This window comes from Xanthomonas sp. CFBP 8152, from assembly GCF_014199025.1.
Taxonomy (GTDB): domain Bacteria; phylum Pseudomonadota; class Gammaproteobacteria; order Xanthomonadales; family Xanthomonadaceae; genus Xanthomonas; species Xanthomonas arboricola_B.
The window spans coordinates 1-16,570 of sequence record NZ_JACHNO010000002.1 but is presented as its reverse complement, the minus strand read 5'-3'; the positions used below and the strand labels follow the sequence as shown (position 1 = coordinate 16,570).

The 16,570-nt window shown below is 66.1% G+C and carries 9 protein-coding genes and 1 riboswitch; of the genes, 3 read left to right on the top strand and 6 right to left on the bottom strand.

Features of this window, described 5'->3' with window-relative positions:
- Positions 1 to 93 precede the first annotated feature (93 nt).
- The gene (locus FHT09_RS07590) at positions 94 to 819 is read left to right on the top strand and encodes an AraC family transcriptional regulator (RefSeq protein WP_104604567.1); all 726 of its coding nucleotides are present in this window, start codon (positions 94 to 96) and stop codon (positions 817 to 819) included.
- Positions 820 to 1,637: 818 nt separating this feature from the next.
- Here FHT09_RS07590 and FHT09_RS07585 read toward each other — a convergent pair.
- The 4 genes from FHT09_RS07585 to gcvP all read right to left on the bottom strand — a co-directional run bounded on the left by FHT09_RS07585 (position 1,638) and on the right by gcvP (position 9,840).
- Positions 1,638 to 3,746 carry a catalase gene (locus FHT09_RS07585; RefSeq protein WP_104604571.1) on the bottom strand — a complete coding sequence of 703 codons (2,109 nt, stop codon included), beginning with the start codon at positions 3,744 to 3,746 and terminating at the stop codon, positions 1,638 to 1,640.
- 206 nt (positions 3,747 to 3,952) lie between these two features.
- Entirely contained in the window at positions 3,953 to 4,807 is an 855-nt protein-coding gene (locus tag FHT09_RS07580) for an aldo/keto reductase (protein ID WP_104604573.1), read from the bottom strand.
- A gap of 22 nt (positions 4,808 to 4,829) precedes the next feature.
- A complete protein-coding gene (locus FHT09_RS07575) occupies positions 4,830 to 6,479 on the bottom strand; it encodes a carboxylesterase family protein (protein ID WP_104604610.1) in 1,650 nt (549 codons plus the stop codon).
- A 427-nt stretch (positions 6,480 to 6,906) separates the two neighbouring features.
- Positions 6,907 to 9,840, bottom strand: a complete 2,934-nt coding sequence (gcvP, locus tag FHT09_RS07570) for an aminomethyl-transferring glycine dehydrogenase (RefSeq protein WP_104604612.1) — start codon at positions 9,838 to 9,840, stop codon at positions 6,907 to 6,909.
- A gap of 98 nt (positions 9,841 to 9,938) precedes the next feature.
- Positions 9,939 to 10,054: riboswitch (glycine riboswitch) on the bottom strand.
- A 255-nt stretch (positions 10,055 to 10,309) separates the two neighbouring features.
- Here gcvP and FHT09_RS07565 point away from each other — a divergent pair.
- Together FHT09_RS07565 and FHT09_RS07560 are read left to right on the top strand one after the other, a co-directional pair.
- Positions 10,310 to 11,563: a multidrug effflux MFS transporter gene (locus FHT09_RS07565; protein WP_104604575.1), complete on the top strand. Its 1,254-nt coding sequence runs from the start codon at positions 10,310 to 10,312 to the stop codon at positions 11,561 to 11,563.
- Between the two features lie 16 nt (positions 11,564 to 11,579).
- Positions 11,580 to 11,981 (top strand): hypothetical protein, encoded by a 402-nt coding sequence (locus FHT09_RS07560; protein WP_104604577.1) that lies wholly within the window; start codon positions 11,580 to 11,582, stop codon positions 11,979 to 11,981.
- Between the two features lie 121 nt (positions 11,982 to 12,102).
- On the opposite strand, the gene FHT09_RS07555 is transcribed toward FHT09_RS07560, so the two are convergent.
- A complete protein-coding gene (locus FHT09_RS07555) occupies positions 12,103 to 14,037 on the bottom strand; it encodes an XVIPCD domain-containing protein (protein WP_104604579.1) in 1,935 nt (644 codons plus the stop codon).
- A 130-nt stretch (positions 14,038 to 14,167) separates the two neighbouring features.
- Positions 14,168 to 16,186 (bottom strand): M2 family metallopeptidase, encoded by a 2,019-nt coding sequence (locus FHT09_RS07550; protein ID WP_104604581.1) that lies wholly within the window; start codon positions 16,184 to 16,186, stop codon positions 14,168 to 14,170.
- Positions 16,187 to 16,570 lie beyond the last annotated feature (384 nt).

The window sequence follows — 16,570 nt, the reverse complement described above, 5'->3', positions numbered from 1 at the left end:
CATGGCGCTGCATGCGCTGCGGCCTGCCTCGGTGGCGCGTGTCATCGCCAGCTGCGTCTTTCCTGATCCCGAGTCCAGTCCTGCATGACCTCCATGAAGAGCATCGATCCTGCCGATCTGGAAGCGTTGTTCGATGCGGTGCCGGACGTGCTGTTCTTCGTCAAGGATCGCGAGGGCCGCTATACCCACGTCAACCAGACCATGCTGCGGCGCCTGGGCCTGAAATCGCGCAAGGAACTGATCGGCAAGCGCGTTGCCGAGGTCTATCCCAGCGGACTGGGCACCAACTACGCCAATCAGGACGAGCAGGTGCTGGCCGGTGAAGTGATCGACAACCTGCTGGAACTGCATCTGTTCGCCAACCGCGAACCGGGCTGGTGCCTGACCTGCAAACGTCCGCTGCTGGTCGACGGCAAGGTGCAGGGCATCATCGGCATCTCGCGCGATCTGGGGCCGCAGGACGGGCACGAATCGCAGTACGAAAAATTGCGGCTCGCGCTGGCGTACCTCAACGCCAATTACGCGCAGAACGTGCGCATGCAGGCGTTGGTGGAGATCACCGGTTTTTCGATGTCCAAGCTGCAACGCTCGTTCCGCAAGGTGTTCCAACTGACCCCGCAGCAGGTGCTGGCCAAGCTGCGTTTGCAGATGGCGATGCATCTGCTGCACGGAAACAAGAGCCTCACCGAAATCGGGCATGCCTGCGGTTTCAGCGATCAAAGCGCCTTTGCGCGGCAATTCAAGCTGGCGGCCGGCATGACGCCACGCGAATACCGCGCGCTGGCGAACGCGGCACAGTTTCCTGTCGAACCGGCTTAGCGCATCCGACAAGACGGCTGCTCAGCTGCTGAGTTAGCCGAGCACGGTGCTTGCGGGGAACTGGGTGAATCCATCGGGATTCCGGGTTGCATCCCCGTCTGGTAGATGCAGTCAAAAGTCTAGTCGTCGAGTGTGCGGCGCCCTCACCGCTTGCGGGACACGCCGTGAATCGGTCCGTGGAGGCTCGGTGGCGGCATCCATGCCGCCACACGGTCCCGCAAGCGGCGAGGGCACCGCACCAGACAGTTGGTCGGCTGCTTTCTTGAAAGCTTGTTGCTCAGCCTGGGCAGAAGAGAAGTTGGTAGGTCGCGTGTTGAAAGCCTGTTGGCGCCTCCGCTTGCATTGGGAAGGCTCTAAGAAGCTGCCTGGACCCAGAGTGATCCGCCCAGCGCACCGCATGTTCCTGCTTGCAACCATGCGCACCGACCCTCTCGACGGGTCCTTGCCCGCTCACCGTCGCGGGACCTTTAGCGGCATGGATGCCGCGCCAGAGCCTACACGGACGTACTTGCGGCGTGTCCCGCGATGGTGGCCCGGCAAGGGCCTTCCCAGCCGAGTCGCAGCCCGCCGCTCTGCTACCGACCCAGCCGCGCACCGACACCCCAAAGACATGACCGCGCAACAACGTAAAGACAGCCGGGATTCCAAATCGCAGCGTCGTTTATCAGGTGCGGCTAAAAGAAGGGTTGAAAGCTGGCCATCGCAGAGGATGCGTTGGCTGCACTATCGACGATGAAGTGCTGCCTGCATAAACGACTTGGGCGCGAACGACATAGAAGTCGTTCGCGCCCAGGCCTGTGCAATCCATGCGGATGCGATTACGCCAGCATGCGCACCTTCGGTTCGCGTGCCCACTGGCGGGTCTTGGCGGCAGTGATGAATGCGTTGGTATCTGCCGCCGCGATCACGCCTGCGTCCTTGCCGACATTCCCTGCCTTGAGCAGCAGCTGTGCGCCGTCGTCGTAGGCGATCGCCTTCAGATGCGCCCACGCATTGCTGACGAAGTCCAGCGCTGCCGATTCGCGTGTCAGCGCCTTGGCTGCCTCGGACGACAACACCACCGCCACCGCATCGAACACCACCGACGGTGTGCCGGCCAGCTGACCATCGGCGGCCAGTTGCTTGCCGTCGCTGAGCTTGGCGCCGCCCAGCTTCGGCGCCACGATCTTGACCGCGGCGCCGGCAGCTTCGGCGGCCTTGCGCACGGCCTTGATCGTCGCTGCATCGGAGCCGTCGTGAATCAGGATGCCGACCGTGCGGCCCTGCAAGGTGTCCTTCATCTTGCCGATCAGCTGCAAGGCTGGCGACAGCGGCATATCGGTCGGCGCGACCGCAGCCGGCGGTGCAGGCGGCAACGTGGTCATGCCCATTCCATCGGCCACGCGCTGCGCCAGCGTCGGGTCGATGTGACGCAGGTGGCCGACGATGGCTTCGCGCACGTGCGCGGTTTCCACCTTGGACAACTCGAACACCAGCGCCGATGCCATATGCGCCTGTTCCGGTGCGGTCTGGCTGCGGAAGAACATGCGTGCCTGGCTATAGTGATCGGCAAAGCTTTCTGCGCGCACGCGGCCCTTGGCACCATCTTCGGCCGGTGTTGCGTGGCTGGGGAATCCAGGCAGCGCCTCACGCGGTGCATCGGCCTGCAGCGAGCTGGGCTCGTACGCGACACGGCCCTTGGGCACGCCCATCTGCATATGGCCGTCGCGCTGATTGTTGGCGAACGGGCACTTGGGCGCATTGACCGGGATCTGGTGGAAGTTCGGTCCACCCAGGCGGCTCAGCTGCGTATCCAGATACGAGAACAGGCGGCCCTGCAGCAGCGGATCGTTGCTGAAGTCGATACCCGGCACGATGTTGGCGGGGCAATACGCCACCTGTTCGGTCTCTGCAAAGAAGTTGTCCGGCCAGCGGTCCAGCACCATGCGGCCGACGATCTGCAACGGCACCAGTTCTTCGGGAATGACCTTGGTCGAATCCAGGTGGTCGAACGGGAATGCATCGGCTTGCGCTTCGGTGAACAGCTGCACGCCCAGTTCCCACTCGGGGAAGTCGCCGCTTTGGATCGATTCGAACAGATCGCGGCGATGGAAGTCCTGATCGGCGCCGGCGATCTTCACTGCCTCGTCCCAGATCGTGGACTGCAGGCCGAGCTTGGGGCGCCAATGGAACTTAACGAAGGTGCTGTCGCCATTTCCATTGAGGAAACGGAAGCTGTGAATGCCGAAGCCTTCGATCATGCGCAGCGAGCGCGGAATGGTGCGGTCGCTCATCGCCCACATGATCATGTGCATCGATTCGGGGCTCAGCGAGATGAAATCCCAGAAGGTGTCGTGCGCACTGGCGGCCTGCGGGAAACCGCGGTCCGGTTCCATCTTCACCGCGTGGATCAGGTCGGGGAACTTCATCGCGTCCTGGATGAAGAACACCGGGATGTTGTTGCCCACCAGATCCCAGTTGCCTTCCTTGGTGTAGAACTTCACCGCAAACCCGCGCACGTCGCGCGGCGTGTCCACCGAGCCGGCGCCACCGGCGACGGTGGAAAAGCGCGTGAACAGCGGGGTCTTTTCGCCGACTTCGGTGAAGATCTTGGCGGTGGTGTACTGGCTCAAGGACTTGGTCAGCTCGAAATAGCCATGCGCCGCGCTTCCGCGCGCATGCACGATGCGCTCGGGGATGCGCTCGTGATCGAAGTGGGTGATCTTCTCGCGCAGGATGAAGTCTTCCAGCAGCGTCGGCCCGCGCGGCGTGGCGCGCAGCGAATTCTGGTTGTCGCCAACCGGAATGCCCTGGTTGGTGGTCAGCTGCGGATGCGTGCCGCCGGCCTTCTGATGCAGTTCATCGCCCGCACCGCGCAACGTGTCGGGAGTTGCGCTGGCGGCAGCGGTGGACGGAAGTTGCGCGGACTTGCTGGGGGACTTGGGCATGGGACTCCACTCTGGCGGGCTTGAAAATGCGGGCTGGTCCGCCGAGCCTGGGAGTGGCGCTGTTAAGTACGCGTGTCTGCATGCGAACGAATACTCACATACCGCCAGAAACTTGCGCTGGGTCGCGGCTGCCTGATGCGTCTGTCACGCAATGCACTGACGCAAGGTCTGCATCTCAAGCAGCGAACGCAACCGTTGCCGGCTGACTACAGTAGATCCAGCGGCTGCTTGCGGGTCGGGGGCGGAAACGCACGGTCCAGTTCGGCAAGGTCCTGCGCCTCCAGTTGCAGCGTGCACGCCGCTGCATTCGCGCGCACGTGCGCAGGCGTTCCCGATTCGGGAATGGCAATGACCTGGCCGCTGCGGATCGCCCACGCCAGTGCCACGGCAGTGGCGGCCACGCCGCGTCGCTCGCCGATCGCGTGCAGCACCGGATGATCCAGCAATGCGCGGCTGCCCAGCGGCGAGTACGCCATCACCGTCACCTGGTGCTGCGCGCACCATGGCAGCAGGTCGAACTCGATGCCACGGCTACCGGCGTGATACAGCACCTGATTGACCAGGCAGTGTTGCCCGCCATCGATGCGCCACAGGTCCTGCAGATCGTCCACATCGAAGTTCGACACGCCCCAGTCGCGGATCTTGCCGGCATCGCGCAGGGCCTCGAAGGCATCGACCACTTCGCGCAGATCGCTGCCGCCGCGCCAGTGCAACAGATACAGATCCAGTGTGCGCACGCCAAGCCGCTGCAGGCTGGCCTCGCAGGCACGCGCGATGCCGCGCGCGCTGGCATTGCTCGGCAGGACCTTCGATACCAGATAAGGCCGCTGCACGTCATCCATGGCCTGGCCGATCAGTTGCTCGGACCGGCCATTGCCATACATCTCGGCAGTGTCGATCAAGCGCATGCCCAATTGCTGGCCTGTCTGCAGCGCCTCGATCTCCTGCTGCGGCGCGTGTCGCCCCTGGCCCAGATTCCACGAGCCGAGCCCGAGTGCCGGCACGCTGCGCCCGTTGCGCAGGCGTACCGTGGGGCAGGGGGATGAGGTGGGGACGGACATGGGTGGCTCCTGGACGATGCGATCAATGCGAGGGTGACTGTGCCGGCGTTGCTGCCGCGTGCGGCAGCGTTAGCGTTGCCTGTGCATCCCAGAACGCGCAGCGATGCCGCTGCGCGAAGTCGGGCGTTGCGCCGATCCTGCCGGGCGACAGCGTCAACGGAGCGTCGCCATCGAAGCGCGGCCACTGCGGACGGCCAGCCCCATTGGGGTCGCCGGTGCGGGCAAATGCGCCCCAGTAATCCTGCAGCGTGTCGGCGAAGGCCTGCTGCGCCGGAGTGAACGTCGGTTTGCCACTGAGCACCCACGGGCGCTGAAACAGGTACACCAGCTCGGATGCGTGATACGCGCCCAACGGATGCGAGAGCGGCAGGCGCAACAGGCCGTATGGCGCCTGCGGGTCGTCGAATTCGTACGCATACACCGGCGCGTGGGTACGCAAGGCCTGGCCCAGTCGACGTGTCGGGCAGGCGAATCCGCCATCGGTGACGATGTCGGCGAATGCATCCCAGCGCGATTGCGCGGCAACGTCCGCGTAGCGCGCCAAGATCCCTGTGGGGTCGGCATGCATGCGCTTGAGGCGCGCCTCATAGCCGCTGCGCAGGTTGAGCTTGCCGATGTAGGACAGCAACTGCGCAAACAGCCGCCCTTCGTTGCGGTTGGTGCCGATCAGCACCGGTACCTGCGCATGTTGCAGGTTGCCGATCACCTCGGCGGGCGGCAACGGCAAGACCTCGCCGCCGGACATCGGCGCCCACGCGTCGCTGCCGGTCAAACCACGTCGCTGCGGTTTGGCGTCGGCCACGGTGTCGGCAGGCAGTGCGCGCAGGCATGCGGCAACATCGCTTGCGCGCTCGCAGCCAAGCGTCTGCGCCATGCGCGCACCGCCGCGCTCGGCCTCGGCGCGCGGCAGGCTGGAATCGCTGGCCAGGCAACTGCCGCTTTGCAGGATTGCGCGTTGGAACAGACCGGCCGCGCCCGGGGAGGCGAGTTGATAGCAGATGCTCCAGGCACCGGCCGATTCGCCGAACACGGTGACGTTGTGCGCATCGCCACCGAAGGCGGCGATATTGCGCCTGACCCAGCGCAACGCAGCCTGCTGATCCTGCAAGGCATACGCGCCTTCGCCTTCGCCGCGCAGCGCCGGATGCGCAAAGAAACCGAACACCCCCAGCCGATAATTGGGCGCCACCACGATGACGTTCTGCCGTGCCGCCAACGCACTCAGGTCGTAGTCGACATTGCTGCCCAGCTCCAGCGCGCCACCGTAGATCCACACCATCACTGCGCGCGGATGCGCCGGCGCGGGGCCGGGCGGCGCATAGACGTTGAGGGTGAGGCAATCCTCGGAGACCTGCTTCTGCCCGAAGCGATAACGCGGCAGGCACGCCGGCCCGGCCTGGGTGGCAGCGCGGACTCCCGTCCAGGCTGGCGCCGCCTGCGGCGCGCGAAAGCGCAAAGCGCCCACCGGCGGCGCGGCGAACGGCACGCCCAAAAACACCCGCCCCTGCGCGCCGGCAACACCGCGGATTGCACCGGCATCGGTCTGCACCACCTCGGCCTGCGCATCGGCCGCATGCACCAGTGCCGGCACCTCGCCAGGGCGGCGTGGCGCGCAGGCGGTCAGCGTGCAAGCCGCCAGCAGGAGGATGCCGATGTGTTTCAGTTGAAGCATGCGCAGGTCTGCCATGTGCGTGAGGACGTCGGTCATCATCTCTTTCGCACGTGTAGGGCAGGAAAACGTGTGGTTGGCAGGCACCCGCATGCGATGGCCGGGTACACGCATCGCTGGGGAGTGAGCGGGTATCGCTTCCTGCGGCGCATGTGCAGCTTCCGGCGCAGTTGTCCTGCCGGAACTGTCGATGCATCCACCGGCGAGGCGCAGATGGCATCGCTATCGCCTGGTCGAGTGCGATGCTGCGATGAGCGCAGCACGCGCCGGAGGGCAATTTTTCACCGCTGCCCATGAAGCGCCGCCCATCGCCCCGGCTGTGACAAACGCAAAACCTATGTTGGCAGAAGCGCCGGCCCCTCCCGGCACGGCAACAAAAAACCCAGCCGTGTGACCGGCTGGGTTTCGCTTTTTTACCTGGTGGTGGCGCTTACGCCTCCACGTCGTCCTTGTACGCGTCTACCGGGATGCAGGCGCACATCACGTTCTTGTCGCCGTAGACGTTGTCCACGCGCGCCACCGGCGGCCAGTACTTCTGCTGCTTGAGGCCCGGCAGCGGGAAGGCGGCCAGTTCGCGCGGGTAGGCATGGGTCCACTCGCTGGCCGACACCTGGGTGGCGGTATGCGGGGCGTGCTTGAGCGGGTTGTCGTCGCGGTCCAGGCGGCCGTCTTCGATGGCGCGGATTTCTTCGCGGATCTGGATCATCGCGTCGATGAAGCGGTCCAGTTCGTGCTGCGATTCGCTTTCGGTCGGCTCCACCATCAAGGTGCCGGCGACCGGGAAGCTCAGCGTCGGCGCGTGGAAGCCGAAGTCGATCAGGCGCTTGGCGATGTCTTCGGCGCCGATGCCGCTGGCCTTTTCCAGCGGACGGACGTCGAGGATGCACTCGTGCGCCACCAAGCCGTTACGGCCGGTGTACAGCGTCTTGTAATGAGAGCTGAGGCGCTTGGCGATGTAGTTGGCATTGAGCAACGCCACCTGGGTCGCCTTGCGCAGACCGCCACTGCCCATCATGGTCACGTACATCCAGCTGATCGGCAGGATCGAGGCCGAGCCGTAGGCCGCCGCGCTGACCATGCCGCCGATGCGCGAGGAGTGTCCACTCCCGCTTTCGGAGTTGAGTCCGCCGTCATGGATGGTGGCAGTTTGACCTTCGCCGGCATGGATGCCGGCACGAGGCAGGTATGGCGCCAGATGCGACTTCACCGCACACGGGCCCACACCCGGGCCGCCGCCGCCATGCGGAATGCAGAAGGTCTTGTGCAGGTTCAAGTGCGACACGTCCGAGCCCCACTTGCCGGGCTTGGCCACGCCGACCAGGGCATTCATGTTGGCGCCGTCGGTGTAGACCTGGCCGCCATGCGCGTGCACGGCTTCGCAGATCGCCACCACATCCTCTTCGAACACGCCGTGGGTGGACGGGTAGGTGATCATCAACGCGGCCAGACGCTCGGAGTACTTTTCCGCCTTGGCGCGGATGTCGTCGACGTCGACATTGCCGTTGGCATCGCATTTGGTCACGACCACGGTCATGCCGCACATCTGCGCCGAGGCCGGGTTGGTGCCGTGGGCGGATTCGGGAATCAGGCAGATGTCGCGATGCGCTTCACCACGCGCGCGGTGATAGGCGCGGATCGCCAGCAGGCCGGCGTACTCGCCCTGCGCGCCGGAGTTGGGCTGCAGGCTCACCGCATCGTAGCCGGTGCATTCGACCAGCATCGCTTCCAGTTCCTCGATCAGCTGCGCGTAACCGGCCGACTGCTCGGCCGGGGCCAGCGGGTGGATCGCGCCGAACTCGGGCCAGGTCACCGGGATCATTTCGGCGGTGGCGTTGAGCTTCATCGTGCAGCTGCCCAGCGGGATCATGGTGCGATCCATCGCCAGGTCCTTGTCGGCCAGCGAGCGCATGTAGCGCAGCAGTTCGTGCTCGCTGTGGTGGGTGTTGAATACCGGGTGGGTCAGGAACGCGCTGCTGCGCAGCAGGCCGTGCGGCAACGCGTCGGCAGTGGCCGCATCGAGCGCGTCCACGTCTGCCTGCGCACCGAACAGCGCGGCCAGTGCGACCACATCGGCACGCGTGCTGGTTTCATCCAGGCTGATGCCGACCGCTTCGCTGTCGATCGCGCGCAGGTTGATGCCGGCCGCGCGGGCCTTGGCGTGGATGGCGTCGGCATCGATCGCCTTGACATGCAGGGTGTCGAAGAAATGCTCCCCCACAGTGACGCCGGCACCGCGCAGGGCGGCGGCCAGGATCGCAGCAAGGCGATGCGTGCGGCGTGCGATGCGGGTCAGGCCCTCGGGGCCGTGGTAGACCGCGTACATCGAGGCCATCACCGCCAGTAGCACCTGCGCGGTGCAGATGTTGGAGGTGGCCTTCTCGCGGCGGATGTGTTGTTCGCGCGTCTGCAAGGTGAGGCGGTACGCCGGGTTGCCGGCGGCATCGATCGACACGCCGATCAACCGGCCCGGCATCGAGCGCTTGTAGGCATCGCGGCAGGCCATGAAGGCCGCATGCGGGCCACCGAAGCCGAACGGCACGCCAAAGCGCTGCGAGTTGCCGACCACGATATCGGCGCCCCATTCGCCGGGCGCGGCGATCAGGGTCAGTGCCAGCAGGTCGGTGGCCACCGCGACCAGGCCGCCGCGCGCGTGCACGGCATCGGCCAGCGCGGCGTGATCGCCGATGTGCCCGAAGCTGTCCGGATACTGCAGCAGCACGCCGAAGCACTCGGCCTGCAAGGCTTCTTCCGGCGTGCCGACGCGCAGCACGATGCCCAGCGGCTCGGCGCGGGTGCGCAGCAGTTCCAGCGTCTGCGGGTGCACCGCGTCGTGCACGAAGAAGGTGTCCGACTTCGACTTGGCCGAGCGCTTGGCCAGCGTCATCGCTTCGGCCGCGGCAGTGGCCTCATCCAGCAGCGAGGCATTGGCGATCTGCATGCCGGTGAGGTCGGCGCACAGGGTCTGGAAGTTGATCAGCGCTTCCATCCGGCCCTGCGAGATTTCCGCCTGGTAGGGGGTGTAGGCGGTGTACCAGGCCGGGTTTTCCAGGATATTGCGCAGGATCACCTTCGGCGTATGGGTCCCGTAATAGCCCTGGCCGATAAAGCTGCGCTGCACCTGGTTCCTGCTGGCGATGGCGCGGATCTTGGCCAGCGCCTCTTCTTCGGTGATCGCCTCCGGCAGCGCCAGCGCCGCTGGCGACTTGATGTTGCCGGGCACGATCGCATCGGTCATCGCATCCAGCGAGGCGTGACCGACCACCTCCAGCATCTGTGCGATTTCTGCGTCATTGGGGCCGATATGGCGTTCGACGAACGCGCTGTGATGTTCGAGGTCGCGCAAGCAGGACGTGGTCTGGGACATGGCGGGCATCCGGGGCAGAGGGCAGACGAATGGTCGACCGCCACCGGACCGGCGTGACGCGCGCAGCGCATCACCTCCTGTCGCAGCGACAGTCTTCCTCGCGCCCCTCTGTCCTTTTGCCTGAGAGTTTAAGAACGCGGCATGGCGCTGGGGCCTGCCTGCGTTCCGTGCCCCTTCGGCGCCGGCATCGGCCGGTCTCTCCAGAGTTGTACTGCGGATGGTATCGGGCCTGAGCGATTACGGGCTGTTGCGCCTTCGGCAGCGGCAGTGCCGCTTCTCCCACCATGTTGCCGGCCGATTATAGCCTGCGGGGGGCCCCAGGAGCGGTGGCAGGCGGGCGCAGTCACCGGGGTTGCTTAACCTTGCAACGGCGAGCGCCTATCATCGACGCCCCTGTGCTCATCCCGACGCTGCCCCCAGGCCAGCGCCGGCGTGCGTCCCCCCGATGCACCACGTTTCGGATCCCTGCATGCCCCCCACCACGCCTTCCACCCGTCGCATGGCGCTGCTGCTCGCCGGGTTGGCGATGTTCGGCCCGTTTTCCATCGACACCATCTTCCCGGCGTTCTCGCGGCTCAGCCGCAGCCTGGCGGTGGACGAGGTGGCGATCCAGCAGACCATCAGCGTCTATCTGCTCGCCTACGGGCTGATGAGCATCGCGCACGGCCCGTTGTCCGATGCCTGGGGCCGCAAGCGGGTGATCCTGGGCGGGCTGGTGCTGTTCATCGTCGGCTCGGTGGGCTGCGCGCTGTCGCAGGATCTGTCCACCCTGCTGGCGTTCCGCGCATTGCAGGGCCTGTCGGCCGGGGTGGGCATGATCGTCGGGCGGGCGGTGATCCGCGACCTGTTCCACGGCGCGGACGCGCAACGGCTGATGAGCCAGGTGTCGATGATCTTCGGCATCGCCCCGGCGATCGCGCCGATCATCGGCGGCTGGATCCTGCTCAGCGGTGCCGGCTGGCCGCTGATCTTCTGGTTTCTGGTGGCATTCGGGCTGGTGTTGCTGATCGCTACGCTGACCTGGCTGCCGGAGACCCATCCGCCGGAGGCGCGCACGCCGCTGCAGCTGCGCCGCCTGATGCACGACTACGTGCGGATCGGCTTCAACCCGCGTTTCCAGCGGCTGGCCGCGGCCGGTGCGTTCAACTTCGCCGGCATCTTCCTGTACATCGCCTCGGCGCCGGTGCTGATCATGCGCCACCTGCACCTGGGCGAGGGCGACTTCGCCTGGCTGTTCATTCCCACCATCGGCGGCATGACCCTGGGCTCGTTCCTGTCCGGGCGCATGGCCGGCAGCATGGAGCCGGTGCGGCAGATCCGCATCGGCTTCATCTGCTGCGGCGTGGCGGCGCTGGCGAATCTGGGCTACACCATGACGGCGGCGCAGATCGCCCTGCCCTGGGCGGTGCTGCCGATCTTCCTGGCCGGCTTGGGCATGGCGCTGATCTTCCCGATCCTGGCGCTGGCCGTACTGGACATGTATCCGCATCAGCGCGGCCTGGCCTCCTCGCTGCAGGCCTTCACCCAGCTGATGACCAATACGCTGGTGGCCGGGGTGCTGTCGCCGCTGCTGAGTGAACACCCGCGCCATCTGGCGATCGGCATGACCGGTTTTTTCCTGCTGGGCTGGCTATTCTGGCGTTGGGAACGCCGCAGCGGCCGCCGTCTGCGCCGCCGCCAGGCCGAAGAGGCAGTGCCTCTGGAGCCGGCCGACCATCTCTGACCTCACAGGAGCCTGCATGTCCACCGATTCCAAGCTGCGCCGCGATGCCCGCAAGCGCGCCGCCGAGCGCCAGCGCAACCAGGCCGCCGCCAATCCCGCGCCGGTCTCGCCGATCGAGCCGCATGCCGAACTGCGCGACCAGCAGCGCACGCTGCTGGCCGGCATCGTCCGCCGCGACGGCGAATGGGTGCTGGGCATGGACGGCCGCATCGCCGGCGAGAGCACCAGTGCCGCCCAGGTGCTGGCCCTGATCATGCGCGCGGCCGAGCTGCACGAACTCCAGGGCACGCCGGTACGGCTGACCTATTCGGACGCACTCAAGGACGCGGCGCATGCCGAGGCGGCCGCCGACGGCAGGGATTTCGAGGCGTTCCGGATCGAGTTCGCGCAGAAGCTGGTGCCCGCGCGTACCAACTGAGGCGTACACGCCGCGGTGTCAGCGACGCCGGCTCGGACACTGCCCATTCAACGTCGATGGGCGGTGTTGGAGACCGAAGTGCGCCAGCGCTCATCGCAGCATTGGCCAATGCTGCGCTGGATCAGCGCGCCGGCGCCTGTCGCTGGACGTCCTGCTGCTGCGCCTGTTCCTGCGCGGCGGCGTTGCGCTCCTGCTGGGCACCCAGTGCCTGCGCGCGCTGCAGGCTGTTGTCCACCGGCGTCTGCTGCGCGGCCCGGGCATCGAAGGGTCCGCGCAGGTGCGCCGGCGAATCCAGCGCTCCCTGGACCACGAAGCCCTGCGCCGGGTCGCGGCCGAGCACCACGTGATCGACACGCTGCAGCCCGTGCTCGCGTGCGGCCACCAGCGCGCCGGCTGCCAGGCGCTCGCTGTCCGCATCGGGTACGCGGCCGCGCGCGGCTTCCAGTTGTTCCACGGCTGCGGTGCATTGGCTCAGCAGCGCATGGTCCGGACTGGCCGGATTGCGCAGGTCCGAAGCCGCGCTTGCCGTACCCGCCTGGCGCGGAAGTACCTCGGCATCGATGCGCTGCAACTGGCCGTCGTATGTTCCATCGGCGCCGTCGGCGATGCGCTGCAGCCGCTCGACGAATGCATACGGCTCGCCGCCCACATTGCGGGCCATCGCGATCGCGAAGCGTTCGGGTGACTGCGGCGCGGCGTTGCGGTCGCCGACCAGCGCCGTCAGCGCGCTGCCGCCGATCCTGCCGGCTTCCACCCCGGCCTGGGTCTGCTGCAGCAGCGCCTGCATCTGCGCCTCGCTGAAGGCCAGCGTGGTCTTCTGCCCTGGCACGATCGCACCGGTGCCCGCCATGTCGCCGCTCAGCGCGCTGTTGAGATTCTGTGCAATCGCCTTTTCCTCGCTGGCCTCGTTGCGCCCGCTCAGGCGTTGCAGCAGCCCCGGCGCGGCAACATCGCCATCGATCTCGAAGCGGTAGCTGCGTTCCTGCACGCGTTCGGTGTCGTTGCCGTCGTACTGGCGCACGATCGTCAGCGGCACATTGTCGCCGTATTGCAGCTGCTGCACCACGGTGTAGCCGTCCTGGCCCGGTGTGCTGATGCGCACCTGGCTGCCCTGGTTGCGGTTGCCGGCCACATCGGCGCTGAGCGGGCCCAATTCCAGCTGCAGACGCTGCTGCGAGCTGAAGTCGACCCGCTCCAGCGTCTGCAGTTCATCGACGCCGGGCACGCCCGGTGCCATCTTGCCCTCGCGCATGAACGCGCCCATGGCTGCGCGCGCACGCGGATCGGCCAGGTCGAACTGCGCGCTTTCTACACGCGACTGGCCCAGGGCGTCGGCGCGCCCGAGCAGGGCCTGCGCCGGTCCCGCCTTCAGGCCAACGGCGTTCACCGCCTCGATGGCTGCGTTGGGCCCGGTCACCACACGCACGTGGCGCTCGTCCACCCGCTCGATCAGGTAGCTGCGGCCGCTGGCTTCGGTGATCTCGCTCTGCATGGTGAGGTGTTGCAGACTCGCCGAGGCGTCGCGCTGAGTGTAGGTCTGAGCGTCCATCACCGCGCGCGCGCCGATCGGCAGGCTTTCCGGCTGCAGCGGATTGACGCGGGTGGCCGCCTCTGCAGGCTGGTCGGCACCGGGCAGCGTCAGGGCGTACCGCATGCGCTGCCCGGCACTGGTGCTGGCCTCGATGCTCAGTTTGCTGTCGCCGAGCCTGGTCTGCAGGCGTTGCTGCTGGCCGGTGTTGGCATCGGCCTCGAGGTTGAAGGTGGTGGTCTTCGCCTCGGCGTCGCTGAGCTTGCCCAGGCCGAGCGAGCGGCTGCTGCGCAGGCTGTTCTCGCCCAGCGGCTGCGTCGGACTGCCGCTGCTGTGCTGGCTGGTATGGGAATACTTGACCGTCTGATCTTCGGGGCTGAGCTCGATGTTGCTGCCACCCACTTCCAGCGCGTAGTCGCTGCGCTTGCTGCTGTAGATCGGGTCGAATGCGCGGTCGTTTGCGTCGTCGATGAACTGCTTGTCGCGGTCTACGTCGCGCGGGTCCGGGCCGGTGGAGGCGTTGTTCATTGGATGCGTCCTGCATGCTGCGCCGGTGCAGCGGGCGCGCAGTATATCGCCGGCGTTTTATGCGTTTATCAAATCAACGTTATGCGGCGGCCAGGGTGACGGCCGCCGCATGCCGCGAGAAGCGCGTGCGTCAGTGCGTTGCGGCAGGCACAGGCGTAGTGCTGGTGGCCGCGGGTGCGCTTGCCTGCCAGCCGCACAATTTCCCCTGGTTCTGTTGCTTCAGCCACTCGCTCATCGGTGCGAAGTAGTCCAGCATCGGGCCGGCATCCAGGCGGTCGTTGCCGGTGAGTTCCTTCAGCGTGGTCTGCCAGGGTTGGCTGGAACCACGTTGCAGCATCGACCAGAACTTCTGCCCGGCGTCCTTGTTGCCGTAGAAACTGCACTCGTACAAGGGGCCCTGATGGCCGGCGGCTTCGCACAGGCCCTTGTAGAACTGGAACTGCAGGATGTGCGCGAGAAAATACCGGGTGTACGGCGTGTTGCCGGGCACATGGTACTTGGCGCCGGCATCGAAGAACTCTTCGCCGCGTGGGCTCGCCGGTGCCACGCCCTGGTACCTGGCTTTCAGTTCCCACCAGGCCTGGTTGTAATGCTCGGGGGGGATCGACCCGTCGAACACGCCCCAGCGCCAGCGGTCGATCATCAGGCCGAACGGCAGAAAGGCGACCTTGCTCAGCGCCATGCGCATCTGGGAATTGATCAGCGCCTCGCGGCTGGTTTGCTGTTCGCCCACCATGCCGATCGACTGTAGATACTTGGGCGTCATCGCCAGCACGATGGTGTCGCCGATCGCTTCGTGGAAGCCATCGTTGGCACCGTTCTGAAACAGGGGCGGCAGCGGGTTGTAAGCCAGGTCGTAATAGATGTGCCCAAGCTCGTGATAGATGGTGGTGAAATCCTCTTCGGTCGGCTTGATGCACATCTTGGTGCGCACGTCCGCACCGATGTTCTGCGTCGCTTCGCCGCCCATGTTCATGTCCCACGCGCTGGCGTGGCAGACCACGTCGCGGTCCAGCGGTTTGATGAACTGCGAACGCTGCCAATAGGTGTCGGGAAGCTTGGGCATGCCGAGCGAGGTGTAGAAATCCTGCGCACGCTCGGTCATCTGTTTTGCGGTACGCAGCTGCGCTTCGCGCTCGGCCTGGAAGCGGGCGCCGCTGCCGCCGTCTGTGCCGGTATTGCGTGCCAGCACCGCACTCAGGTTGCCCTGGTATTGTTTTTCCAGCGCCGCGGTGATGTCCAGATCGCCCGCACCCGGGTACGGCTGCAGCAGGTCCCACAGATTGCTCCAGTCCTGCTGCCACATATTGCCCATCAGATGCGCGGGCAACATGCCACCGGCGAGTTCGCCCCTGTCCTTGCCGTATTGCGTATCGAGCTTGCCGCGCGCATAGCACTGCAGTTGTGCGTACAGCGGCTTGACCTGCTCCCAGAGACGGTCGGTTTCGCTGGCCAGTTGCGCTGGCGGCATGTCGTAACCACTGCGCCACAGCACGCCGACATCGGCAAAGCCCAACCCGCGCGCGCCCTCGTTGGCGAGCTCGACAAACCGCTGGTAGTCCTTGCGCATCGGGATTGCGGTGCCATGCCAGCCCTGCCAGGCATCCAGCTGTTCGGCGTAATCGCGGCTACTGGCCAGCACGTGTTCCAGCTCGCCAAGCTGGCGGCAGCGGCGTTGTTCGCCATCGCCCACGCAATAACTGGCCGCACCATAATCGCCTTCCATCTTGGCGGCGATCCGGGTGAGCTCTGCCAGCTTGGCCGGGTCGCGTGGGGCGGGCAGGGCGCTCATCAATTTCAGCAGTTGCAATGCACGCGCGCTGTCGGCCGACATCGGGGTGCCTGCATACTGCTTGGATTGTGCGATCCAGCGGTCCAGTTGTGTCAGCGAGCGCTCGTTGGCTTTGGCGGCCAGCAGCTGCGAATCGCCGTTGATATAGGTCGAAGACAACCACTGCGCGGCGGTGAGTTCCGGATACGCGGCCTTGTACTCGGCGCTGATGCGTGCGACGAATTGGTCGGCGCTTTCCTCCGGCGCAGTTTTGGTGGCAGTAGGCTTGGCGGGTGCTGCCGCGTCCTGACGGCAGGCCGACAGTGACAGGGTGCCGGTGGCCACGGCCAGTGCCAGCCACAACAAACGAGGATTCACAGATGGTCCTTGCGGTGAAGTCCGACGCAGGCTAGAGCGCGTCGGGTTCCACCGCAAGCGCTGTCACGGTGCACGCGACTTGGGTGGGCTGCAAATCCATCTGTGCTCGCCATGTGTGCTCGTCAGAGCAAGCGCCACATTGCATGCCCACCGCGGGCGGGCACGGCCGTTACCTGTTTGCTCGCGATGTACTGCCAGCTGCTTCAAGACTGGGGGACCGGTTGCATTGGGTTGATGGAACGGTGCAGGCGGATCAGTTGCAGAGCGGATGATCTGCCGCTTGGTTGCAGGGCCCTTGCCCGCCCACCATCGCAGGACACGCCGCAAGTACGTCCCTGTAGGCTCTTACGCGGCATCCATGCCGCGTAAGGTCCCGCGACGGTG